Source organism: Kineococcus rugosus, from assembly GCF_050871975.1.
In the GTDB taxonomy this organism is placed as follows: Bacteria; Actinomycetota; Actinomycetes; order Actinomycetales; family Kineococcaceae; genus Kineococcus.
The window spans coordinates 61,220-84,647 of sequence record NZ_JBJLSJ010000012.1; the positions used below are offsets into that span (position 1 = coordinate 61,220).

19 protein-coding genes are annotated in these 23,428 nt (G+C 74.1%); 9 read left to right on the forward strand and 10 right to left on the reverse strand.

What is annotated here, in order from left to right; translation table 11 throughout:
• Window positions 1-12 precede the first annotated feature (12 nt).
• From glf to ACRYM6_RS08835, 9 genes are read left to right on the forward strand one after another with little or no spacing between them, the layout of a single operon-like run.
• The gene (gene glf / locus ACRYM6_RS08795; RefSeq protein WP_432542479.1) at window positions 13-1,200 is read left to right on the forward strand and encodes a UDP-galactopyranose mutase; all 1,188 of its coding nucleotides are present in this window, start codon (window positions 13-15) and stop codon (window positions 1,198-1,200) included.
• On the forward strand, window positions 1,197-3,206 hold the full coding sequence (locus ACRYM6_RS08800; RefSeq protein WP_432542480.1) for a glycosyltransferase: 2,010 nt from the start codon (window positions 1,197-1,199) through the stop codon (window positions 3,204-3,206). Before glf ends, ACRYM6_RS08800 begins: the two co-directional genes overlap by 4 nt.
• Before the next feature lie 2 nt (window positions 3,207-3,208).
• Entirely contained in the window at window positions 3,209-4,096 is an 888-nt protein-coding gene (locus tag ACRYM6_RS08805; RefSeq protein ID WP_432542481.1) for an ABC transporter permease, read from the forward strand.
• Window positions 4,096-4,851 (forward strand): ABC transporter ATP-binding protein, encoded by a 756-nt coding sequence (locus tag ACRYM6_RS08810; protein ID WP_432542482.1) that lies wholly within the window; start codon window positions 4,096-4,098, stop codon window positions 4,849-4,851. Before ACRYM6_RS08805 ends, ACRYM6_RS08810 begins: the two co-directional genes overlap by 1 nt.
• Window positions 4,848-6,353, forward strand: coding sequence for a hypothetical protein (locus tag ACRYM6_RS08815; RefSeq protein WP_432542483.1), 1,506 nt, complete (start codon window positions 4,848-4,850; stop codon window positions 6,351-6,353). Before ACRYM6_RS08810 ends, ACRYM6_RS08815 begins: the two co-directional genes overlap by 4 nt.
• On the forward strand, window positions 6,350-6,859 hold the full coding sequence (locus tag ACRYM6_RS08820; RefSeq protein ID WP_432542484.1) for a phosphatase PAP2 family protein: 510 nt from the start codon (window positions 6,350-6,352) through the stop codon (window positions 6,857-6,859). The genes ACRYM6_RS08815 and ACRYM6_RS08820 overlap by 4 nt, the downstream gene beginning before the upstream one ends.
• Window positions 6,856-7,773, forward strand: a complete 918-nt coding sequence (locus ACRYM6_RS08825) for a decaprenyl-phosphate phosphoribosyltransferase (RefSeq protein WP_432542485.1) — start codon at window positions 6,856-6,858, stop codon at window positions 7,771-7,773. The genes ACRYM6_RS08820 and ACRYM6_RS08825 overlap by 4 nt, the downstream gene beginning before the upstream one ends.
• Window positions 7,770-8,204, forward strand: a complete 435-nt coding sequence (locus ACRYM6_RS08830; RefSeq protein ID WP_432542486.1) for a GtrA family protein — start codon at window positions 7,770-7,772, stop codon at window positions 8,202-8,204. Before ACRYM6_RS08825 ends, ACRYM6_RS08830 begins: the two co-directional genes overlap by 4 nt.
• Window positions 8,197-9,291, forward strand: coding sequence for a glycosyltransferase 87 family protein (locus ACRYM6_RS08835; RefSeq protein ID WP_432542487.1), 1,095 nt, complete (start codon window positions 8,197-8,199; stop codon window positions 9,289-9,291). Before ACRYM6_RS08830 ends, ACRYM6_RS08835 begins: the two co-directional genes overlap by 8 nt.
• On the opposite strand, the gene ACRYM6_RS08840 is transcribed toward ACRYM6_RS08835, so the two are convergent.
• From ACRYM6_RS08840 to ACRYM6_RS08885, 10 genes are all read right to left on the reverse strand, one after another.
• Complete coding sequence (locus ACRYM6_RS08840; protein WP_432542488.1) at window positions 9,236-9,595, reverse strand: DoxX family protein; 360 nt, start codon at window positions 9,593-9,595, stop codon at window positions 9,236-9,238. The genes ACRYM6_RS08835 and ACRYM6_RS08840 overlap by 56 nt on opposite strands.
• Window positions 9,596-9,889: 294 nt before the next feature.
• Window positions 9,890-11,860 carry a SpoIID/LytB domain-containing protein gene (locus ACRYM6_RS08845; RefSeq protein ID WP_432542489.1) on the reverse strand — a complete coding sequence of 657 codons (1,971 nt, stop codon included), beginning with the start codon at window positions 11,858-11,860 and terminating at the stop codon, window positions 9,890-9,892.
• A gap of 32 nt (window positions 11,861-11,892) precedes the next feature.
• Complete coding sequence (locus ACRYM6_RS08850; RefSeq protein ID WP_432542490.1) at window positions 11,893-13,095, reverse strand: LGFP repeat-containing protein; 1,203 nt, start codon at window positions 13,093-13,095, stop codon at window positions 11,893-11,895.
• Between the two features lies 1 nt (window position 13,096).
• The gene (locus ACRYM6_RS08855) at window positions 13,097-15,082 is read right to left on the reverse strand and encodes an N-acetylmuramoyl-L-alanine amidase (RefSeq protein ID WP_432542491.1); all 1,986 of its coding nucleotides are present in this window, start codon (window positions 15,080-15,082) and stop codon (window positions 13,097-13,099) included.
• Window positions 15,083-15,453: 371 nt separating this feature from the next.
• Window positions 15,454-16,725, reverse strand: a complete 1,272-nt coding sequence (locus tag ACRYM6_RS08860) for a DUF1501 domain-containing protein (RefSeq protein WP_432542492.1) — start codon at window positions 16,723-16,725, stop codon at window positions 15,454-15,456.
• An 8-nt stretch (window positions 16,726-16,733) separates the two neighbouring features.
• Window positions 16,734-18,203, reverse strand: coding sequence for a DUF1800 domain-containing protein (locus ACRYM6_RS08865; protein ID WP_432542493.1), 1,470 nt, complete (start codon window positions 18,201-18,203; stop codon window positions 16,734-16,736).
• Between the two features lie 76 nt (window positions 18,204-18,279).
• On the reverse strand, window positions 18,280-19,311 hold the full coding sequence (locus tag ACRYM6_RS08870) for an LGFP repeat-containing protein (RefSeq protein ID WP_432542494.1): 1,032 nt from the start codon (window positions 19,309-19,311) through the stop codon (window positions 18,280-18,282).
• Entirely contained in the window at window positions 19,308-20,894 is a 1,587-nt protein-coding gene (locus tag ACRYM6_RS08875; RefSeq protein ID WP_432542495.1) for an N-acetylmuramoyl-L-alanine amidase, read from the reverse strand. The genes ACRYM6_RS08870 and ACRYM6_RS08875 overlap by 4 nt, the downstream gene beginning before the upstream one ends.
• An 88-nt stretch (window positions 20,895-20,982) precedes the next feature.
• Window positions 20,983-22,524, reverse strand: a complete 1,542-nt coding sequence (locus ACRYM6_RS08880) for a glycosyltransferase family 39 protein (RefSeq protein ID WP_432542496.1) — start codon at window positions 22,522-22,524, stop codon at window positions 20,983-20,985.
• Window positions 22,525-22,613: 89 nt separating this feature from the next.
• A complete protein-coding gene (locus ACRYM6_RS08885; RefSeq protein WP_432542497.1) occupies window positions 22,614-23,369 on the reverse strand; it encodes a decaprenylphospho-beta-D-erythro-pentofuranosid-2-ulose 2-reductase in 756 nt (251 codons plus the stop codon).
• Between the last annotated feature and the right edge of the window lie 59 nt (window positions 23,370-23,428).

A 23,428-nucleotide genomic window follows, 5' to 3' on the forward strand; every position in this document is an offset into this window, starting at 1 on the left:
GGTGACCGAGCAGTGAACGCAGACCTCGTCGTCGTCGGATCGGGCTTCTTCGGGCTCACCGTCGCCCGCCAGTGCGCGGAGGACCTGGGCCTGAAGGTCCTGGTGATCGACCGCCGCGACCACATCGGCGGCAACGCCTACTCCGAGGCCGAACCCGAGACCGGCATCGAGGTGCACCGCTACGGCGCGCACCTGTTCCACACCTCCAACGAGCGCGTGTGGGACCACGTCAACCGGTTCACGCGGTTCACGCCGTACGTGCACCGCGTGTTCTCGACCTACCGGGGCGGCGTCTACTCGATGCCGGTGAACCTGCACACGATCAACCAGTACTTCGGCAAGGCCCTCGGTCCCGACGCCGCCCGCGCCCTCGTGGCCGAGCAGGCCGGCGAGATGGACACCGCGACCGCGGAGAACTTCGAGGACAAGGCGATCTCCCTCATCGGGCGCCCGCTGTACGAGGCCTTCTTCAAGGGCTACACCGCCAAGCAGTGGCAGACCGACCCGCGCAACCTGCCCGGGGCCACGGTCACCCGCCTGCCGGTCCGGTACAACTACGACAACCGGTACTTCAACGACAAGTACGAGGGTCTGCCCGTCGACGGGTACACCGCGTGGCTGGAGCGCCTGGCCGACCACCCGAACATCGAGGTCCGGCTGGGCACCGACTTCTTCGACCCGGCCCAGCCGGTCCGCAAGGGCAACGTCGAGGGGAACGTCCCCGTCGTCTACACCGGCCCGGTCGACACCTACTTCGGCAACGCCGAGGGCGAGCTGTCCTGGCGCACGCTCGACTTCGAGCAGGAGGTCCTGCCGGTCGGCGACTTCCAGGGCGCGCCGGTCATGAACTACGCCGACGAGGACGTCCCCTACACCCGGATCCACGAGTTCCGGCACTTCCACCCGGAGCGGGACTACCCGAAGGACAAGACCGTGATCATGCGGGAGTTCTCCCGCTTCGCGGTGGCCGGGGACGAGCCGTACTACCCGGTGAACACCCCCGAGGACCGGCAGAAGCTGCTGGCCTACCGCGACCTCGCCTCGCGCGAGCAGGGCGTCCTGTTCGGCGGGCGCCTGGGCACCTACAAGTACCTCGACATGCACATGGCGATCGGTGCGGCGCTGTCGATGGTCGACAACAAGCTGACGCCGCACTTCAAGGACGGCGCGGCCCTCGTGGCCGGTGGGGTGGACGCATGAGCACGGTGACGCACGGCGACGAGCTGCAGCTCGAGGGGTCGACGGGCCTGGCCCCCGACGACGGGGTGTGGCGCGAGGTCCACCGCATCGTCTTCCCCTCCAAGGCCGACATCGACGTGCTGCCGCTGTACGTCGACTTCTCCCAGTCCGAGGGGTACGCCTCGGCGGAGTCGGACTCCGTGGAGTTCGTCAACACCGGGGCCGGGGAGTCCGACACCGAGGCCGCCGGGGACCGCCGCAGCCTGACCGTCCCGGCCGGCAAGCGCTACTCCCTGGGCTCCTACTTCAACGCGTTCCCGGCCAGCTACTGGCGCAAGTGGACCCGCGCCGAGAAGGTCCGCTTCGACGGCTCCTTCAGCGGGTCCGGCACCGTCACCCTGTTCAAGTCCAACGCCCGCGGCTCGCGCCAGCGCGTCACGTCGTGGCGGGTGGACGGCCAGGCGCGGCTGTCCGAGGAACTGACCCTGGCCCCCTTCGCCGACGGCGGCTGGTACTGGATCGACGTCGCCGGCGGGGGCGAGGCCCTCACCCTCGTCGAGGCCGCCTGGAGCGCCCCGGTCGCCGACCGGCCCGCCGGGAAGGCGTCCATCGGCGTCACGACGATGAACCGCCCCGACTACTGCGTGAAGACGCTGAACGCGCTGGCCTCCGACGCGTCCGTGCTGGAGGTCCTCGACGAGATCGTCATCGTCGACCAGGGCACCCAGCGGGTCCGCGACGAGGACGGCTTCGACGAGGTCGCCGCCGCCCTCGGCCCGAAGCTGCGCATCATCGAGCAGGCCAACCTGGGCGGCTCGGGCGGTTTCGCCCGCGGCATGTTCGAGGCGGTCCGCGGGCAGCGCAGCAAGTACGTCCTGCTGCTGGACGACGACGTGAACATCGAGCCCGAGGGCATCGTGCGCGCCGTGCAGTTCGGCGACGCCTGCCGCAAGCCGACCCTCGTCGGCGGGCACATGTTCGACATGTACGACCGCTCGGTGCTGCACACCCTGGGCGAGTCCGTGAACCTGTACCGGTTCTTCTGGGGCCCGGCCCGCGGCCTGTACCACGGCCACAACCTGGCGGCCTCGAACCTGCGCCAGACGCCGTGGATGCACCGCCGCGTCGACACCGACTACAACGGCTGGTGGATGTGCCTCATCCCCGTCGAGGTCGTCCAGGAGATCGGGCTGGCGCTGCCGGCGTTCATCAAGTGGGACGACGCCGAGTACGGCCTGCGGGCCATGGAGCACGGCTACTCCACGGTGTCGCTGCCCGGGGCGTGCGTGTGGCACGTGTCGTGGAACGACAAGGACGACACGATCGACTGGCAGGCGTACTACCACGAGCGCAACCGCTTCCTGGTGGCGCTGCTGTACTCGCCGTACGAGCGCGGCGGCCGGTTGTTCCGCGAGAGCAGCTACACCGACGTCAAGCACCTCATCTCGATGCAGTACTACGCGCAGACCCTGCGCAACCGCGCGCTGTCCGACCTCCTGCGGGGCCCGGGCCACCTGCACGAGACGCTCGCCACGACGCTGCCGGCGATCCGCGCCGCCCGCGCCGAGCACCCCGACGCGCAGGTCGAGGCCGAGCCGGACGCGTTCCCGACGCCCAAGCGGGGCAAGCCCGCCCACAAGGGCAAGGAGCCGAGGCCGCCGAAGCGGGCCACGCTGCTGCCGTGGGCCGCGCAGGCCGCGCTGCGCCAGCTCAAGCCGGTCAAGCCCGAGGCCACCGAGCGCCCGGACGCGACGCTCGCGGCCGCCGACGGCAAGTGGTGGGAGCTGTCCCTGTACGACTCGGCCGTCGTCTCGATGGCCGACGGCAAGGGCGCGGTCTGGTACCGCCGCGACGCGAAGAAGTTCCGCTCGCTGCTCGCCGAGTCCGCCGACCTGCACCGCCGGATGCTCACCTCGTGGCCGCAGCTGCGGGCCGCCTACAAGGCCGCCCTGCCGGAGATCACCTCTATGCAGGCGTGGGCGAAGACCTTCGGCGTCGACCTGTCCGAACCGGTGGAGAAGAACTGACCTTGGCCACCTCCACCACGACAGCGCCCCTGGTGGCCCCGGGCCACGGCTCGGGGCTGCTGGACGTCGTCCGGTACCGGTACCTGCTCAAGCTCCTCGTCCGCAAGGAGATGCGGGTCCGGTACCGCGGGTCCGTCATGGGTCTGCTGTGGTCCTACGTGAAGCCCGGCGTGCAGTTCGCCGTCTTCTACTTCGCGATGGGGGAGTTCCTCAAGCTCAACGAGAGCGTCCCCAACTTCGCGGTCTACCTGTTCTCCGGCATCGTCGTCATCAACTTCTACACCGAGGCGTTCGGCAACGCGACGCGCTCGGTGGTGGGCAACGCGCCCCTCATCAAGAAGATCTTCCTGCCCCGGGAGCTGTTCGCGGTCTCCTCGGCGTGGGTGGCGGCGATCCACTTCCTGCCCCAGCTCGTCGTGCTGCTGCTGGCGTGCTTCGCCACCGGCTGGCGGCCCGGGCCGGTGCAGGTGCTGGCCGGGGTGCTCGGGTTCGCCATCGTCGCGGTCCTCGCCGTGGGCCTCGGGCTGCTGTTCGGGGCGATCAACGTCCTGTACCGCGACTTCGAGAACATCGTCGACCTGCTGCTGATGGTCGTGACGTGGACCTCCCCGGTCCTGTACGACTGGCGCAAGGTCGCCGACGCCGTCGGCGGGCCGGACTCGTGGTTCATGACGCTGTACCAGCTGAACCCGATCACGGCCGCCGTCGAGCTGTTCCACTGGGCCTTCTGGTACCCCACCGGCGATGTCCGGGACGCCGGCGCCGCCGTCGTGCTGCCGCCGCACCTGCTGTGGTCGGGGCTGTGGGCCCTGCTCATCGCCGGTGCGCTGCTGGCCGCCGGGCAGGCCGTGTTCCGCCGCATCGAGGGCCGTTTCGCGCAGGAGCTGTGATGACCGTGACCAACGTCCCCGGCACCACCACCGCCACCGCCATCGAGGTCCACGGCCTCGTCAAGGACTTCACCCTGCGCCACAACCGCTCCCTCAAGGAGCTGGCCATGGCGAAGATCCGCAAGAGGCCCATCTCGGACACCTTCCGCGCCCTGCACGGCATCGACCTCACCGTCCACCAGGGCGAGTCGCTGGCCCTGCTCGGGTTCAACGGGTCGGGCAAGTCGACCCTGCTGAAGCTCATCTCCGGGGTCATGCGCCCCGATCAGGGCACCATCGGCGTCCGCGGCCGCATCGCCGGGCTCATCGAGGTCGGCGCCGGGTTCCACCCCGACCTGACCGGCCGCGAGAACGTGTTCCTCAACGGCGCGATCCTCGGCATGGACGAGGCCACGATCACCGCCCGCTTCGACGACATCGTCGCCTTCAGCGAGATCGAGCGGTTCATCGACACCGAGGTGAAGTTCTACTCCTCGGGGATGTTCCTGCGCCTGGCGTTCGCGGTGGCCGTCCATACCGACCCCGAGGTCTTCCTCATCGACGAGATCCTGTCCGTCGGTGACGAGCCGTTCCAGAAGAAGTGCCTGGCCCGGATCGAGGAGCTGCGCGCCGAGGGCCGCACCCTGGTCATCGTCAGCCACGACCTCGACATGGTCGCGAACCTCTGCACCCGGGGGGTGCTCCTGGAGCAGGGCCGGATCGTCGCCGACGACACCGCCCACCACGTCGTCGCCCGGATGCGCGGCCAGGCGTGAACCGCACCCGGCACCTCGTGCCCGCCGCCGCGGTCGGCGTGCTCGCCGCGGCCACCTTCCTGCTCGTGCGCACCGCGCTCGTCGACGACGCCTACATCACCCTGGCCTACGCGCGGAACGTCGCGCTGCACGGGACGTGGGGCCTGCTGTCCGACGTCCCCTCGAACACCGCGACCTCCCCGCTGTGGGTGCTGCTGCTGGCGGCGGTCACCGCCGTCGTGCGCCGGCCCGTGCTGGCGCTGGGGATCCTGCACGTCGCGATCGCGGTCGGCCTCACGCTGTCGCTCACGTCGTCGGCGCGCCGCACCCGGCTGCCCGCCTGGGTCGGCCCCGCCGCCGCCGTCGCGATCGGGGTGAACCCGCTGCTGCTGAGCTCGGTGGGCCTGGAGTCGGCGTTCCTGGTCCTGCTGGTCTCGCTGCTGCTGCTGACCGCGGTCGCGGGCCGGCCGGTGCTGTTCGGCCTGGTCGCCGGGGCGGTGTTCCTGACCCGCATGGACGCCGGGGTCGTCATCGCCGTCGTCACCCTGCTCACCCCCGCGGTCCTGCGCCGCGTGTTCCTCGCGGTGCCCGCGGCCCTCGTCGTGGTCCTGCCGTGGGTGGTGTGGAGCTGGTACGCCCTCGGCTCGGCCGTCCCCGACACCGTCGTCATCAAGACCCTGCAGGCCAAGTGGGGGCAGTACGACGTCACCAACGGCGCCCAGATGTACGTGGAGGTCTACGGCCTCGTCGCGGTCCTGGCGTTCCTGCCCGTCGTCCTCGGCGGGCTCGGCTGGTGCGTCCTGGCGGCCACCGCCTGGACGGGCCGGCGCGCGGCGCGCGAGGACGGGCCCCGGCTGTGGCCGTGGCTGGTGACCGGGGTCGCCGGGGTCGCGCACTACGCGGCGCTGTCGATCCTGGGGGTCCCGCCGTACCACTGGTACTACGCGGTGCTCATCGCGCTGTCCACGGTCACGGCCGTCGCCACCCTCGGCCTGCTGTTCCGCGACGTGGAGCTGCGGCCCGTCGGCCTCGGCGCCGGGCTCGCCGCCGTCGTCCTCGTCGTGGCCAGCACCGGCGCGAACCTGCGCGCCGGCACCCCCTGGCCCATCGCCCCCATCCAGACGAACTGGGCCGAGCCGTCCCGCTACACCCAGATCGCCACCGACGTGCAGGCCGTCCTGCGCGAGCGCGGCGGCCCGCAGCACGTCACCTCGCCCGGCGAGATCGGGCACCTGGCGTACGTCTGCGACTGCGTCGTCGACTACTTCGCCGACCCCGCCCGCGTGCAGCCGATGATCGACGAGGTCGAGGCCGACGCCTCGCCCACCGCGCGCCGGCTGCTGGAGCTCAACTTCACCCACCGCGACCGCGACGCCGCCCCGGTGCCCGTCGCCGGGGACCTGTTCCGCTTCGACCGCGGCACCGAGCCCCCCGAGGCGCGGGGGCTGCCCACCTGGCCCGTCTCCACGACGTGGGACATGGCCGTCTCCGACATCGTGCTGCTCCCGGCAGGAGGACTGTGAACGTCAAGGATTCGCTGGCCGCGGCGGACCTGCGCCTCCTGCAGGCCGTCCAGCGCGGGGTCGTCTTCCCCGGCGCCCAGCAGGTCGCCACCGGCCTCTCGCACGCCGGCGAGCACGCCGCGGCGTGGATCGGGATCGGGGCCGCCGGGTACCTGCTGGACCGCCGCCGCCGCCGCGAGTGGGCGCTGGCCACCGCCTCGGTCGTCGCCGCCCACGGCGCCTCCGTCGTCCTCAAGCGGGTCGCGCGCCGGCACCGGCCCCTGGACCACCACGTCGAGGTCCGCGTCGGCACCCCCAGCCGGTGGAGCATGCCGAGCTCGCACGCGACGTCGACGACCGCCGCCGCCGTCGCCTTCGCGCCGCTGCTGCCCGTCCCCACCTGGCCGCTGGTCCCCGCGATGCTCACCTCCCGCCTCGTCCTCGGCGTGCACTACCCGACGGACGTGACGGCCGGTGCCCTGCTCGGCGCGGCGACGGCCGCGGCCGTGCGCCGGATCGCCTCGTGACGACCACCGACCCCGCCACGCCGTCGGCCTCCCCGGCGGCCCGGGCGTCGCGGCTGCCGGCGTGGCTGCGGGCGATGCGCCCGCGCCAGTGGGTGAAGAACGTCCTCGTCCTGGCCCCCGTCGTCCCGGCCGGGTCGCAGGTCGGCCTCGACACCCTCACCGGCGTCGCCGTCGCGTTCGCCCTGTTCTGCCTCGTCTCCAGCTCCATCTACCTGATCAACGACGCCAAGGACGTCGACGCCGACCGGGCGCACCCGCGCAAGCGGTTCCGGCCCATCGCGGCCGGGGAGCTGTCGGTGCGCACCGCCGTCGTGCTCGCCGTCGTCCTCGCCCTCCTCGCCGTCGGCGGCGGCCTGGCCTGGCAGCCCGCGCTGGGCACCGTCCTGGGCGTCTACTTCCTCATCCAGCTCGCGTACTGCTTCGGCGTCAAGCACGAACCGGTCCTGGAACTGGCGTGCGTCGCCTCGGGCTTCCTGCTGCGCATGCTGGCCGGTGGCACCGCCGGCGACATCCCGCTGTCCGGCTGGTTCCTGCTGACCACCGCGTTCGGGTCGCTGTTCATGGCCGCCGGGAAGCGCTACGGCGAGGCCCGCCGCGGCGAGCTCACCGGCGAGGCCGTCCGGCGCGTCGTGCGCAAGTACACGACCACCTACCTGCGGTTCGTGTGGACGCTCGCCGCGACCGTCGTCGTCACCACCTACGCGCTGTGGGCCGTGGAGGTCCTCGTCCCGCAGGCCGGCACGAACCTGGCGGCGATCTCGGTCGTCCCGTTCATCCTGGCCGTCATGCGGTACGCCGTCGACGTCGACAAGGGCGACGCCGAGGAACCCGAGGAGATCGCCCTGCACGACCGGGTGCTGCTCGTCCTGGCCCTCACCTGGTGCGCCTCGCTGCTGCTGGCGGTGTGGCTGTGATCCGCGCCGTCACGCAGCACCAGCGCTTCGGCGAGGTCGTCCGCTTCCTCGTCTCCGGCGGCATCGCCTACCTCGCCGACCTCTTGGTGTTCAACGTCCTGCTGTTCTCCGGCGTCGGGTCGGCGTGGGCGAAGGTCGTCTCCAGCGTCGTCGCCATCTTCATCGCGTTCCTCGGGTCCCGGTACTACACCTGGCGCGAGCGCCGCAGCGAGCACCCGGGCCGCGAGTACGCCCTGTTCTTCCTGTTCTCCGCCCTCGCCGCCGGGCTGCAGCTGCTGTGCCTGACGATCACCCACTACGGGTTCGGGTGGACCTCGCCCCTGGTGGACAACCTCTCCGGCAACGTCGTCGGGATGGCGATCGCCATGGTGTTCCGGTTCTGGACGTTCCGCACGTTCGTGTTCCCGGACCGCTCGACCTCCCGTGCGTGACCGCAGGTTCCTGCTCCCGGCGCTGGCCGGGGTCCTGCTGACCGTCGCGGTCGTCCTGTCCGGCCTCGGGCAGGAGCCGTGGCAGCGGGGGTACGACCTGGCCGTCTACCGCGACGGCGCCCGCGACCTCCTCGCCGGCCGCGACCTCTACCTGCGCGAGACCTACCGCGGCCACTGGTTCGTCTACCCGCCGTTCGCGGCGGTCCTGTTCGTCCCGCTGCTCCTGCTGCCCGCCGCCGTCGACCTCGTGCTGTGGGACGCGGTGCTGCTCGCGGTCACCGCCTGGGCCTGCTGGAAGGTGTTCCGCGCCGTCGCACCCGGCGCCCCCGCCCTCGCGGGGGTGGGCACCGCGCTGGTGCTGCTCAGCGACCCGTTCCGGGAGGCGCTGGTGCTGGGGCAGGTCAGCCCCCTCGTGGTCGTCGGGCTCGTCGTCGGCTGCCTGTACGGCGGCCGCGGCGGCGCGGTGCTCGCCGGCCTCGCCGGCGCGGTGAAGGTGACCCCGGCGCTGGTCGTCGCCGCGGGCGTGAACCGGCGCGCGCGGTGGTGGTTCGCGGCGGCCGTCGTCGTGGTGGGCCTGGTGGCGACCGGGGCCGGGGCGCTGCTCGCGCCCGGCTCGGCGGTGTCGTACTTCGGCGGGCTGCTGTGGGACTCCGCCCGCGTCGCCGCCCCCGGCACGACCACCAACAACTCCCTGGCGGGTGCCTTCGCCCACGCCGGGCTGCCCACCGCCCCGGCGCTCGTGCTCGCGGTGCCGCTGGTGGCGCTGGTGCCCCTGGTGGCGCACCGGGGGGACTGGCTGGACCGCGGGGACCGGGTGCGCTTCGGCCTGCTCGTCTCGCTGGTGACCTGCCTGGTCTCGCCCGTGACGTGGTCGCACCACGCGCTGGCCGCGCCGATCGCCGCGGCCGCGCTCGTCGGGTGGGGGCGGTGGCGGCCCCTCGCCGTGCTCGCCGGGGTCCCGTGGCTGCTGCCGGTGCTGCAGTGGGGGCCGGTCGCGGCGCAGACCCGGCCGCTGTCGCTGCTGGTGCTCGTCACGCTGCTCGCGCTGCCGGTCGCCCGGCGGGCCGCACCCGCGGTGCGGGCCTGAGCCACAGCACCGCGACGGCCGCCAGCAGCAGCGCCATCGTCACGACGGGGCTGAACCCCAGCACCGCGACGTTGGCGATCGTCGCCCCCACCATCAGCAGGGCCAGGCCCGCCGCGGCCGCGCGGTGCAGCTTCGGCACGAGCAGCCCCACCCCTCCCGCGACCTCGCAGGCCCCCACGAAGAACCGCAGCCACTGACCACCGAGCTCCTCGAACATCGACACCGCGGCGGCGTCCCCGGCGAGCTTGCCCGCCCCCGCCGCGACGAACACCACCGCCAGCGCCACCCGCAACACCCAGCTCACGACGCGTCTCATGGCTGTCCGACCACCGGGCGGTCCAGGACTCATCGCCGTCGCGGCGTCAGCCCCGTCGGCCGGGTGGAGCGTGCGGCACCACCGCAGGACCGCACCGCGTCGAGGGGTTCCCCGGGCAGGAGCCCGCCGGAGGAACCCCACGACCCGCTGGAGCCCGGTGGACGACCCGGGGACGTGCGCGTAGCTGCCGGCTCCACCCACCCACCCACCCACCCACTCGTGAGAGGTCACGGCGGCCCGAGCCGGGTGCCGAGGGCGGTGGAGCCGGCACCCGCGTGCACCTCAGCCGCGCGCGACCCTCCCGGTGACCGAGCTGAACGTCAGCGTCCCGCCCTGGAACGTCTGCGTCAGCGTCGAGCCGTTCCAGCGCTCGTCGCCGGTGGGCATCCCGAGGCTGCCGTTCTCCCAGCCCTGGGCGGCCCACGCGTCGTACACGGCGCCGCGCACGGCGTGCGCCCCCGTCGTGGGGCCCCAGTAGATCGACCCGCCCTGGAAGCGGTTGAACCAGCCGCGGCCGTTCGCCAGGGCGGTGTCGCCGGTCACGGGGAAGCCGAGGCCGTTCTCCCAGCCGAGGCGGGCCCACTCGGCGCGGATCGCGCCGCGGGTGAGGCGGGCACCGGTGGCGGGGGACCAGTAGATCGACCCGTTCTGGAAGTGGGTGTAGTACCCCTGCCCGTTGGGGGTGCGGGCGTCGGAGGTGGTGGGGAAGCCGAGGCCGGTCTCCCAGCCGGTGCGGGCCCACTCGGCCAGGATCGCGCCGCGGACGGCGTGCGCGCCGGTGGCGGGGGACCAGTAGACCGACCCGTTCTGGAAGTGGTTGTAGAACCCGGTGCCCCCGGGGGTGCGGGTGTCACCGGTGGTGGGGAACCCGAGGCCGTTTTCCCAGCCCAGGCGGGCCCACTCGGTGCGGATCGCGCCGCGGACGTCGTGGGCGCCGGCGGCGGAGGCGTAGATCGAGCCGCCCGCGAAGTGCTGGTAGGCGCCGCGGCCGTCGGGGGTGCCGAGCTCGGCGCTGGTGGCCGGGCCCAGGGACGCGGCCCCGCCGAGGGCGTCGTACCGCTGGCGCACGGCGCTGGCGATGGAGAACCAGTCCGAGCGCAGGCCGCCGAGCTGGCGGATCTTCGTCCCGGTCACCGCGACGGTGCCGTTGGTGCAGACCAGGTTCGCGCGGGTGACGCGGCCGCCGTAGTCGCCGCGGCCGTCGCGGTCGGTGAGGACGAGGGTGGTGGCGCGCCCGCCGGGGGCGCACCCGGCGTCGAAGGCGGTCGCGGGGACGGTGGCGGTCCAGGCGGCGACGCTGCCGCCGGCGGCGGCGCCGGGGCCGGAGAACGGGTCCTCGCGGGCCTGGAGGTACGGCTTGGACCCGGCGACGGTCCACCCGCCGTTGGAGGAGGAGAACTGGGTGAAGGCGACCTGGCCCTCGTAGGAGCGGATCTCTCCGGCGGTGGCGGCGATCGCGGCGTTCGTCGAGGCCGGGGTCGTCCAGGTGGTGACGCCGTTCCGGTCGCGCAGCTCCGCACCGCGGTACACCTGGCACGCCGTGGTGTCGCAGATGTCGGTCTGCGCCTGCGGCCTCAGCACCGACATGGCGTAGCTGCGGGCGGCCACGGACTGGGCCTCGAGCGCCTCGGGGTGGAAGGAGGCGGGGGACTCGGCGGGGACGACACCGCGCAGGTACGTCTCCAGCGGGACGTCGTTGACGACGGTCAGCTTGGGGCCGGTGACGATGCGGATGGTCCCGTCGTAGCGGACGAACGTCCCGTCGCCCTTCTGCAGCAGGACCCCGTCGGGGCCGCTGACGGTGACGGTCCCGCCCCAGGTCTCGTTCCAGCCGCCGTCGACGGCGCCGCTGAGCCCGCCGCCGGCGGGGGCGACCACGAGGCGCTGCCCGGGGCCGAGCTTCTGGGCGCTGGAGGAGATCGTGAGCTGCCCGGCGGTGGGGGCGTAGACGGCGACGGCGGCGTTGGCGAACGCGGTCAGCCCGACGCGCAGGACGCGGTCGGCCTGCCTGCCGACGGTCGTGCCGGGGTAGTAGAAGTCGAGGATCGTGCGGTGCGACTGCCCGCCCAGGGCCCGCGACTGCGCGCCCCACTGCGACATGCCGATGCCGTGGCCGAAGCCGTGCCCGGCGAACGCGAAGGCGCCGCCGACCGCGGGACGGACCTCGGCGGCCTGCGCGGGCAGGGCGGTGAGGGTTCCCGCGGCCAGCGCGGCGGCGGTGACGGCCACGGCTCGGGAGATTCGTCGGCGCACGGTTTCCTCCAGGGTGGGACTCAGCGGTGGAACTAGCGGTACGTGGTCGAAGTGGTGCGGCGGGCCGCGTCCCAGGTGATGGAGCCGCCCTGGAACTCCAGGCGCAGGCCGCCGGGGACGCTGAACTCGTCGGTGGTGGGGAAACCGAGGCGGCCGTTCTCCCAGCCCTGCCGGGCCCACGCATCGCGGATCGCGCCGCGGACGGCGTGCGCGCCGGTGGCGGGCGACCAGTACACCGAGCCGCCCTCGAAGTGGGTGTAGTAGCCGGGGGCGACGGGGGTCCGGGTGTCGCCGGTGGTGGGGAACCCGATGCCGTTCTCCCAGCCGAGCGCGGCCCACCGGTCGCGGATGGCGCCGCGGACGGCGTGCGCGCCGGTGGCGGGCGACCAGTAGACCGACCCGTGCTGGAAGTGGTTGTACGCGCCGGGGCGGCGCGGGGTGCGCAGCTCGTCGGTGAGGGGGACGCCGAGGGTGCCGACCCCGCCGAGGGCGTCGAACCGGCCGCGGATCGCGCCGTGGACCTCCCGCACCGGGGTGGTGGGGGAGGAGTAGACGCTGCCGTAGTGGAAGTCCTTGCGGGCGACGCCCGCGGAGTTCGTCGTCCGGGCCCCGCCGACGTCGCCGCCGAGGACGGACCGCTCGGCGCCGAGGGCGATCCAGTGCCCGCGCAGGGGGTCGGTGGTCCCGGTCCACCAGGACGTCTCGCGGGCGGCGCCGGAGAACGTCAGGGAGAGGTGGACGTGGTCGGTGTGCGGGTTCGGGCCGGTGTAGGGCTGCCACCCGGCGCTGGGGGCGTACGCCTTCCACACCTGCCGGTCCCAGATGACGTACATGACGCCGAGGCGGCGGGCGGCGCGGGCGTCGTCGGCGAGCAGCCAGGTGAGGAACTCCCGGGCGAGCGCGGCCTGGGCGGGGTCGGCGGCGTTCAGCATCCAGTCCAGGGCCCGGCCGTCGGAGTGCTCGGAGACGGGGACGCCGGTGGCGGGGCAGTCCCGGGCGGTGCCGATGGTCTGCCGGCCGTAGGCGTCGCGGATCAGCTGCGCGACGGCGAGGGTCCCGGGTTGCGGTGCGCCGCAGGTGGTGGGGGGCTGGTAGCGGGCGGCGAGGGGTTCGGCCTCGGCGGGCAGCCCCGCCGGGGTGCGGGGGGCTGCGGCGGCCGCGGTGGTGCCGGCGAGCAGGGCCCCGGCCGCGGCGGTCGCCGCGAGCAGGGTCCGCCACCGCGGTCGCCGGGTCACGTCACTTCTTCTTCACGGTGATCTTGTTCGTGGCCCTCGCCCAGGTGAGGACGCCGCCCTCGAACTCGATGCGGGTGCCGCCGTCGACGGAGTACTCGTCCTTCGTGGGGAAACCGAGGAAGGAGTTCTCCCAGCCCAGGGAGGCCCAGGTGTCCCGGAACCCGCCGGTGACGGCGTGCGCGCCGGTCGAGGGGGACCAGTAGATCGACCCCTTCTGGAAGTGGTTGTACCAGCCCTTGCCGTTGGGGGTGCGGGTGTCGTCGATCGTGGGGAAACCCAGGCCGTTCTCCCAGCCGAGCGCGGCCCAGCGGTCGCGGATGGCGCCGGCGACCCAGTGCGCCCCGGTGGCGGCGGAGTAGTAGATGGAGCCGCCCTGGAAGTGGGTGAACCAGCCGCCGCGGGCGACGCCGTCGCCGGTGACGGGGAACCCGGCGGGCCCGCCCTCCCAGCCCATGGAGGCCCACTTCTCCCGGATCGCGCCGCGCACCTCGCGGGCCCCGGTGGCCGGGGACCAGTAGATGGAACCGCCCTGGAAGTGGGTGTAGAAACCGCCCTTGGCGGGGGAGTCGTCGGTGGTGGGGAAACCCATGCCCTTCTCCCAGCCGAGCTGCCCCCAGCGCTGCAGGATGGCGCCGCGGACGGCGTGCGCGCCGGTGGCCCTGGACCAGTAGATCGCGCCGCCGGAGTAGAAGCGGTACGAGCCGGTGCCCCCGGGGGTGTCGTTCTCGGGCGTGGTGGGGCCGCCGAGGGCCGCGGCTCCGCCGATGGCGGCGTACTTGGCGTCGATGGCGGTGGTGGTGGCACCGCCGAGGAGCTGGGCGACGCGGGCGCGGATGGTGTCCATGCGGGTGAACCCGACGTTGCCGGGGCACGCGGTGAACCCGACGTCGCGGTGGGCGTTGACGGTGCGCAGCTTCACGGTGGTCCCCGCGGCGTAGCGGGCGGTGCCGCCGCCGGCGGAGGTGAGGTACGCGGCGCCGTCGGCGGGCAGGCCGTACAGGGACAGCTTCCACGCGACGACCTGGGCGACGGCTTCGAGGCAGGCCGCGGTGGGGGCGACGGAGGTGAAGTCGCCCATCATGGAGACGCCGAAGGTGTCGGCGTTGAACCCGCCGGCGTGGGCGCCGACGACGGCCTTGGTGATGCCGCCGGCGCGGCCCTCCCAGATCCCGCCGAAGCGGTCGACGACGAAGTTGTACCCGAGGTCGGACCAGCCCAGGGAGACGGTGTGGTACCGGTACATGCCGCGGATCACCGAGGGGACCTCGGCCTGGCTGTAGGTGCCGCCGTCGGCGGTGTGGTGGACGACGACGGCCTTGATGGTGTCGCTGTAGCCGGCGCCGCCCTTGCGCAGGGACTCGTCGGCGCCCCACTGGGCGCGGGTGCGGATGGCGGGCTGGGGCAGGACCCGGGGGGAGGCCTTGGTCCCCTGGGTCTGTGGGGAGGACAGCGTGCTGCGGGCCAGGCTGGTGCTCTCGCCGGCGTCGACGAGCTGCAGGTGGGCGTCGTGGACGTCGGCGCGCGGGAGGCGGACCTGGACGGTGGCGCCGCTGCCGAGGGCGCCGACCCACAGGGGGTCGGAGGCGGCGGTGACGGAGCTGCGGCCCTCGGCGGTGTCGGGGTCGGGCTCGGAGTCGTTGAGGGGCAGGTCGCGCCACTCGGTCCAGTCGCGGCCGGCGGTGCGCACGCGCACGGAGATCGTGTCGGTGCCGGCGCCGGAGGGGAAGGTGACGCCGACCATGTGGCCGCCGTCGACGTCGACGCTGACGGTGGTGAGGTCGCCGGTGGACAGCAGGGACGCGCTGCGCTGGTCCCCGAGGGCGAAGGCGCGGGTGGAGCCGGTGACCTGGAGGCCGGCGGGGGCCAGGGCGCTGGAGGCGGCGCTCGCGGGGGCCGTGCCGCTCAGGAGGGCGACGCCGGTGACGCCGGTGCCGAGGGCGCCCGAGAGGAGCGTGCGTCGGGACAGGGGGGTCTGGACGGACCGCATCGGGCTCGTTCCTCTCTCGCGGGGGCGCTGCTCACTGTGCGTGGGTCACACCCACACGGGTGAACGCTCGGCCTCCACATCGGCGCTTCGTCTCGGGACCTTGAGCGTGTCGCTACCGGGCTGTGCTCGTTCCGTCACGCAAAGTAGGGGACGATGCCAGTGGTGTACAAGGTGCCCGAGTGCACGACTCGGTAACACCTCTGTGGTCACTCGTTCACTCTACGTCACAATCGGCGCTCCCGTCCCAGATCTGAAGCCCGGTCCCGGGGATCCGCGCCCGTCCGGACGACGAGAGCCCCCCGGCCCGCAGGGGGCTCGGAGGGCTCTGTCAGGAACGGTTCAGCGTTCATGGAGATCACGCTGAGTGACGGTCACCGCGCGCGGACGACCCCCAGGTGGCCGCCGCTGAAGCCGGGGAAGATCGCCGACAGCGACCCCGCCCCGCACCGCTTCTGCAGGACCTCCCCGATCACCGACCGGTAGTCCGTCGTCCCGGCCAGGTCGCCGTCGACGAGCCGGTCCGCACCCAGACCCGGCCACACCCCGTGCACCCGGCCACCCACGACCCCGCCGCCCAGCAGCAGCACCGCGTTGCCGTGACCGTGGTCCAGACCGCCGGAGGCGTTCTCCTGCACCCGGCGGCCGAACTCCGACAGCGTCGCCAGCGTCGTCGACGCGAACGCCGGCCCCAGGTCCGTCGCGAAGGCCGCCAGCGCGCCCGCCAGCTCCGTCAGCTTGTCCCGCATCCAGCCCCCGTCGACCCGGCCCATCCCGGCGTGCATGTCCCAGTCGCCGTAGTCGAGCGCGATGACCTGCACCGGCGCCCCGGACTTCTTCAGGACCGCCGCCTGCGCCAGCGCCCGGCCCAGGTCGGTGTCCGGGTAGGCGGCCCCGTTCGCCGGGGTGCTCCCCACGCCCGGGAGCCGGGCCACGTCCTCCATCGCCGTCAGCAGCGTCGTCGCCGGCTGCCCCACCTCGGGCCGGGCACCGGTGTGCATGCGGCGCAGCGCCGCGTGCCACTTCGCGCGGTCGTCGCCGGGACCGATGAGGTTGAAGTCGCTCAGGGACGTCATCGTCGTCTCCTGGTTCGGCCCGGCGAACGCGCGCGGCGTCTGGTGGGAGATCCCCACCGCGCCCAGCACCGACCCCGTGCCCAGCGACCCGATCGTGCGGTCGATCCAGCCCGTGCGCAGCGAGCTGCCCGGCGCGGCCAGCTCCATCCGCTCCATCGCCGCGAAGTGCGAACGGGTCGGGTCGGACTGGCCGACCGCGTGCACCACGCCGAACGTCCCGTTGCGCCAGAACGGCATCAGCGGGGCCATCGCCGGGTGCAGCCCGAACATCTGGTCCAGGCCCAGCAGCGTCGAGCGCGGCACCGCGATCGACGGGCGGGCCGCGTAGTAGCTGCCGTCGCCGCCGGGCACGACGGCCGACAGCCCGTCGAACCCGCCGTGCAGGCTCAGCACCACCAGGGTCTCGCCGTTCCAGCCCGTGCCCGCGAAGGACACCTGGGTCGAGACGTCGCCCACGGCGTACGTCGTCACCCCGGCCGCCGCGGCGGCCAGCGCCGCGCGCAGGACCGACCGGCGCGAGAGCAGGCGGGACCCCTCGGCGCAGCCGGCGTGGTCGTGTGTCGTCGTCACGTCTCTCCTCAGCGGATGGTGAAGGTCGGGCCGTCGAGCGTCAGCGCGACGAGGAACGGGAGGGCGTTCTGCACCCAGCGGTCGGCCGCCGAGCACGGCGCGCCCTCGGACCGGCCCGCGTACAGCAGCAGCCCGGCCTTCTCGTCGGCCGTCAGCCTGCTGCCGGTCAGGCGCACGCCCAGGGCGTCGACGAGCCCGCCCCACGTGGACGGGATGCTCGGCAGCAGCTTCGCCGCGGGCACGAAGGCCAGCTCCTTCGGGTACCAGCCGGCCGCGAAGTCCATGTGCCGGTTCCAGCGCGACAGCGTCCCGCTGGGGGAGGTCCACGCGGAGGCGACGTCGGGGTAGCCGTTGGGCGCGCCCCACGCCATCGGCGCGTGCCCCTGGTCCAGGACGTGCCAGTAGATCTTCGTGATGCCCTCGATGCCGCTGGCCTCCATGCCGGTGCCCAGCGTGCGCAGCGTCGCGACGTAGTCCTCCTGCGGCGTGCGGACCTTCTGGCCCGCCGACGCCCAGAACGCGGCCGAGTCGAACAGCGTGCGCAGGACCGGCACGACCTGCCCGCCGGTGTCGACCCAGGTGCGGGCCATCGCGTCGACCAGCGACGCCGGCGGGGTGTCGGACACGAACCGGGTCGCCAGCTTCGCCGACAACCGGCGCGCGGTCAGCGGGTGCACGGCCAGCCAGCGCAGGTACGCGTCGATCCAGCGGCCCCCGTCGGCCGGGTGGTGCCCCGGCACCTGGAAGCCGAAGATCGACCGGGCGCCGCCGTCGTGCCGGCCCGCGTCGAAGACCGCCGCGCCGTCCTGCGCGATCGTCAGGCCCGTCAGCAGCCGCGCCGAGTTCTTCACGTCCGCCTCGGAGTACCCGGCCTCCACGCCGATCGTGTGCAGCTCCAGCAGCTCCCGGCCGTAGTTCTCGTTCGGCTGCGCCGCGGTGGAGCTGGCGTTGTCCAGGTACACCAGCATCGCCTGGTGCCGCGCCGAGGCGACCAGCATGTCCCCGAAGGAGCCGAAGGCGTGGCGGCGGATCACCTCGCGGTCGTACTCCTGCCGGCTGCCCCACACCTCCGAGCTCGGGCACGTCACGTTCAGGACGTTGTTGAAGACGTCGACGACGACCTCGAACAGCTGCCGGTTGGACCAGATCTGCCGGGCCAGGGCCAGCCGCCCCGTCGCCAGCATCGCGTTCCACTCCGTGTACGCGTACCCGCGGCTGATGAGGTCCTGCGCGCTGCGGAAGTAGAACGGCATCCGCGCGGCGAGCGCGTCGATCCCCGGGTCCGCGATCGCCCCCGGGTTCAGCTGCCGGTCGATCCACGCCGCCGTCCCCAGCCGCGCGACCTCGGCCAGCGACTCCGGGGTCGGGCCCCACGTCGCGCGGCGCAGCAGGTGCAGGTGGTCGGCGGGGGACTCGTGGGCGAACGGCGCGGTGGCCGCCGTGCGGCTGCCGCGGGAGATGACCGGCGTGGTGGGCACGGCCACTTCTCGGCAGGACCGGCCCGGAGCTTGAGCCGGACGGGTGAGCGGCGGGCGGGCCCCGGCGGGGGAGGGGTCAGGTGAGGTGGACCGTGGTCCCGCCCGCCGCCGTCCACGTCACGTACCCGCCCTCGAAGTCCGAGCGCCGCTGCCCGCCGGCGGAGTGCTCGTCGCTGGTCGGGAAGCCCAGCGCCGACGTCTCCCAGCCCAGCGAGGCCCAGGTCGCGCGGATCGCGCCGTGCACCTCGTGGGCGCCGGTCGCGGCGCTCCAGTACACCGAGCCGTCCTCGAAGTGGTTCGCGCGCCCGCCCCGGACGCCGACCTCGTCGGTGACCGGGAAGCCGAGGACGTCGACGAGGCCGTCGCCGAAGTACGCCGCCCCGATGGCCCCGGACACCGCCCGCGCCCGGGTGCCCTCGGTCCACAGGATGGTGCCGTTCTCGTAGTTGCGCGCCGTCGCGCCCCGGTAGGCGTAGCTGCCCGAGACGGGGTCGCCGAGGGCGGAGTCGTCCCCGCCGAGGGCGACCCAGTGGGCCTCCACGGGCCGGACCTCCCCGGTCCACCAGGACGTCTCGGCGGCCGCGCCGCGGTGCGAGAGCGACAGGTGGACGTGGTCGGTGTGCGGGTTGGGGCCGGTGTACGGCTGCCAGCCCTGCGCGGCCCGGTAGGACTTCCAGACCTGCCCGTCCCAGATGACGTACATGACGCCGAGGCGGCGGGCGTTCTCGGCGTCGTCGGCCAGCAGCCAGTCCAGGAACGCGGCGGCGGTGGCGGCGTCGGCCGGGTCGGCGGCGTCGAGCATCCAGTCCAGCGCCCGGCCCTCGTGGTGCTCGGAGTTCACGTCCCCGTCGGCGGGGCAGGCGCGGTGGGTGCCGATGGTCTGGTCCCCGTACGCCGCGAGCAGCAGCTGCCGGAACCGCTCGGTGCCGGGCTGGACGGGTGCGCACGTCGTCGCGCCCTCGTAGTCGGCGAGGTCGTCGACCGCGGCCGGCAGCGCGACGGTGGACCGCAGGGCCGGTGGGGCCGCTGGGGCGGCCGAGGCGGCGGCGGGGACGGCCAGCCCGAGCAGGCCCGCACCGGCCAGGACGAGGGGGAACAGACGCTTCACCAGACCTCCCGGACCTTCCCGGTGGAGGCGTTCCACCGGAGCTGACCACCTTCGAAGTCGGACGCCCGCCCACCGGGGACGTCGTACTCGTCCGAGACGGGGAACCCGAACCGCGAGTTCTCCCACCCCTGGCTCGACCAGGCGCCGCGGATGGCGCCGCGCACGACGTGCGGGTCGGCGCCGGCGCGGCGGTAGATCGAGCCGTGCTCGAAGTGCGTGAAGCTGCCGGCGCCGCCGGGCAGGTCCGTCGTGTCCGCCACGGGGAAGCCCAGCGGTGACCACTCCCAGCCCAGCGCGGCGTACTTGGCGCGGTGCGACCCGCGCACGACGTGGGTGCCCACGCCCGGCTGGTGGTAGATGGAGCCGTGCTCGTAGTGCCGGAACCGGCCGCCGCGCAGGGCGTCGCCCTCGGGGCCCGTCGCGGCGCCCAGCAGCCCGGCGCCGCCGACCTCGGCGTGCTTGCGGGAGATCGGGGAGGCCGCCGCCGTCCGCGGCGTCGCGGCGAGGAGCGCGGCGACGCGGCCGCGCAGGTCGTCCATCCGGGTGTACCCGACGTTCCCGGGGCAGGCGGTGAACCCCACGTCGCGGTGAGCGCTGATCGCGGCGATCTCCACGGGGGTCCCCGCGGCCCAGCGGGAGGTGCCGCCGCCGGAGGAGGTGAGGTGCGCGCGGCCGCGCGCGTCGAGGCCGTGCAGCGCGAACTTCCACGCGATGACCTCGGCGACGGCCCGCAGGGTGGCCTCGGTGGGGGCCACGGAGGTGAAGTCGCCCATCATCGAGACGCCGAACGTGCCGGTGTTCAGGCCCCCGGCGTGCGCACCGACCACGGGGCGGTCGGTCCCGCCGGCGCGGCCCTCCCAGATCCCGCCGAAGCGGTCGACGACGACGTTGTAGCCCAGGTCGCTCCAGCCCAGGGTCTGCGTGTGGTACCGGTACATGCCGCGGATGACGGCGGGCACCTCGGCCTCGGAGTACCGGCCGCCGTCGGCGGTGTGGTGCACGATCGCGGCCCGGACGGTGTCGGCGTACTCCGGCTCGGCGCGCCGCAGCGACTCGTCGGCGCCCCACTGCGCGCGCGAGCGGATCGCCGGCCCGTCCCCGGCGGCCAGCGGCCGGGCGGTGCGGGTGCCCGCCCCCGGGTCCACGACGACCAGGTCGGCGCCACCGGCCGCCGACCGCGGCAGCCGCACCTCGACGACCGCGCCGGGGCCCAGGTCGCCGGTCCAGACGGGGTCGGTGGCCCGGACCGGCGCGTCGTCCTCCAGGGTCAGCTCGACCCACCCGCCGGGGGCCGCGCCGGCGCGGGTGACGCGCAGCGCCACCGACGCCGGGGCCGCCCCGGGCCCGAACGTCACGCCGAGCATGCTGCCGCCGTCGACGCGCACCGCGCTGGTGGTGACGGCGGCGTCGCCGGCCGTGGCCCCGGACGCGGTCCCGGACAGCAGCGAGCGGCCCCCCAGGGGCAGGGAACGGACACCACCGGCGCTCGCGGCGTGCGCGGGGGCGGGGACGGCCAGCGCGACCAGCGCCCCGCCGGCCCCGGCGAGGGCAGCGCGTCGGGACAGGGGGGTGGGCGAGGGCATGGGGTGGTGCGCTCCGTCCGTCGGGGTGATTCGTGACGGAACGTAGGGGATCAGTGCAAGGGTTGTAAATGCCGTGACGGGTGCGGCGTCAGGGACCGGTGGGACCGGTGGGGTTCGGCGCGGGGTCGGCCCGGACGTACAGCCGGACGCTGAACGCCCGCTTCTCCTCGGTCGAGACCAGCTGGTAGCCCTCGTTCAGCAGCCGCTTCGTCTCGCGGTCGGCGGGCGTCTTCGTCACCACGGGACCGACCCCGCCGATGACCCAGACCCGGTCCACGCCCGCCAGCTGCCGCCACAGCCGGGTCGCGTCGACGGTGGTCCCCACCAGCGTCGACGACTCGGTGGCCGACCGCTCCAGGGCGAGGTCGTCGAGCCGCTCGAAGGCCTCCGGGTACAGCTGGGTCAGGACCCGGTAGCGGTACTCGCCGTCGGGCAGGAACAGCAGCCCGTCGCCGGCGCGGGCGTGCGCGGCGACGTAGGCGGCCGTGCCCTTGAGGTCCTCGGCGTGCCCGATGGTGGGGGAGCGGAAGACGAACTGCATGTGCACGCCCGTCACGCCCACCACGGCGACCAGGGCCACGGCCAGGGCCGGCGCGAGCCGCCGGCGCAGCGCCACCGTGACGACCGAGGCCAGCAGCAGGCACGTCCCGGGGGCGACGAAGACGAGGTAGCGCGTCGTCCAGAACGGCGTGACCTGCGAGATCGTCCACAGCAGCGGCCACGGCAGGACGCCCCACAGCAGCCCGACGAGGACGAGCCGGCGGGCCCGCGCCCGCCACACCGCCACGACCGCGACCAGCGCGGCCACCACGACCGCGACCGCCGAGGACCCCAGGGCGAAGACGACGTGCCCGCCGAGCTCGGCGACGGTGGGGCGCTGCAGGAACGCGACCTGCCCGCTCTGGGCGTCCTGGGCCAGCAGCAGCGGGACCGAGACCACCAGCCCGGCCACGGCGGCGACCGCGCTGCGCCGGAAGGTGCGGCGGCCGGCGGCCAGCGCCCAGCCGGCGTGCGCGACGAGGACGAGGACCGCGACGGTGTTCAGCGCGACGAGCAGCGGGACGGAGGCGGCGTACCCGGTCAGCCAGGCCCGCCGGCGGGCCGCCGGCGCCGTGGAGGCGCGGACCAGCAGGTACGTCCCGAGCGTGGCCACCAGCGTCGCGAGGGCGTACGGCCGGGCCTCCTGGGCGTACCGGCTGACGAACGGCATCGAGATGAACAGCGCGGCCGCGGTGGCGCCCACCCAGCGGGCGGTGCCCGGCCCGACGGCCCCGGCGGCCAGGCGGCGCCCCACCCCGTGCAGCAGCGGGGCGGTCAGGGCGGCGGCGACCACGGAGATCGCGCGGGCCTGCACGATGTCGACGTCGGCGCCGAACAGGGCGTGGGCCAGGAAGTAGAACGGGGCGTGGACGAGGTCGACGTCCTGCACGAGCGCCCAGATCTGCTCGGTCGTGCGCGAGGCCACCGCGATGGTGACGGCCTCGTCGCGCCAGGGGCTGGGGGTGCCCAGCCGCCAGGAGAACACGACGACCCCCGCGACGACGGCACCGAGGCCCACGAGCAGGTCCGGCAGCCGGCGGGCCGGTCGCGGCGCGACCTGGCCCGGGCGGTGCCGGGCGGCGGGGACCACGGCCCTGGCGGGTCGGGCGTGCGTGCTCGACAGGGTGACCTCGCTGTTCTCGGTGCGGTTCCCGGTGCGGTTCAGGGCGCTGCCGGACCTCAGAGGGGCAGCTTGCGGAAGACGGGCGCCGGCACGTGGCGCAGCGCCGACATCACCCACCGCATGGGCTCGGGGGCCCACACGGTCTCCTTGCCGCTGCGGACGGCGTCGACGGCCACCTCGGCGACCTGCTCTGCGGACACGGACAGCGGGGCCTTGTCCAGCCCCTGGGTCATCTTCGTCGTGACGAAGCCGGGACGCACGACGACGACCCGCACCCCGCTGGGGCGCAGCGCCTCGCGCAGGCCCGTGAAGAAGGCGTCGAAGCCGGCCTTGGAGGAGCCGTAGACGAAGTTGGAGCGGCGGGCGCGTTCCCCGGCGACGCTCGACAGCGCCACCAGCACGCCGTGGCCCTGCACCTTGAGGCGGTCCGCGAGGTGCACCCCGAGGTTGACCGGGGCGGTGTAGTTGACCGTCGCGACCTGCACCGCGGCGTCGGCGTCCTGCCAGGACACCTCGTTGTCGCCGAGCACCCCGAAGGCCAGGACGGTCACGTCGACGTCCCCGGCCGCGAACGCCTCCGCCACGACCCCGGCGTGCGAGGCGAGGTCGGTGGCCTCGAAGTCCACGGTGCGCACCTCGTGCCCGCGCCGGTGCAGCCGGTCGACGGCCTCCTCGCGCCGCGGCCCCGGCCGCGCGGCCAGGGTGACCCGGACGGGGCGCTCGGGGCTGAGGCGCTCCACGATCGCGAGGCCGATGTCGGACGTGCCCCCGAGCAGGAGGACGGAGGAGGGGTTCCCGAGGGCGTCGATCACAGGGCTCGACCCTAGCAAGCGCGCCGGTCGGCGCCCGACCGCGCCGAGGCGGTGAGCGG

Excerpts from the sequence above, each read along its gene's own strand:
- ACRYM6_RS08875 (WP_432542495.1), bottom strand. The coding sequence starts at position 20,894 with ATGCCCTCGCCCACCCCCCTGTCCCGACGCGCTGCCCTCGCCGGGGCC.
- ACRYM6_RS08810 (WP_432542482.1), top strand. The coding sequence starts at position 4,096 with ATGACCGTGACCAACGTCCCCGGCACCACCACCGCCACCGCCATCGAG.
- ACRYM6_RS08855 (WP_432542491.1), bottom strand. The coding sequence starts at position 15,082 with ATGCGGTCCGTCCAGACCCCCCTGTCCCGACGCACGCTCCTCTCGGGC.
- ACRYM6_RS08800 (WP_432542480.1), top strand. The coding sequence starts at position 1,197 with ATGAGCACGGTGACGCACGGCGACGAGCTGCAGCTCGAGGGGTCGACG.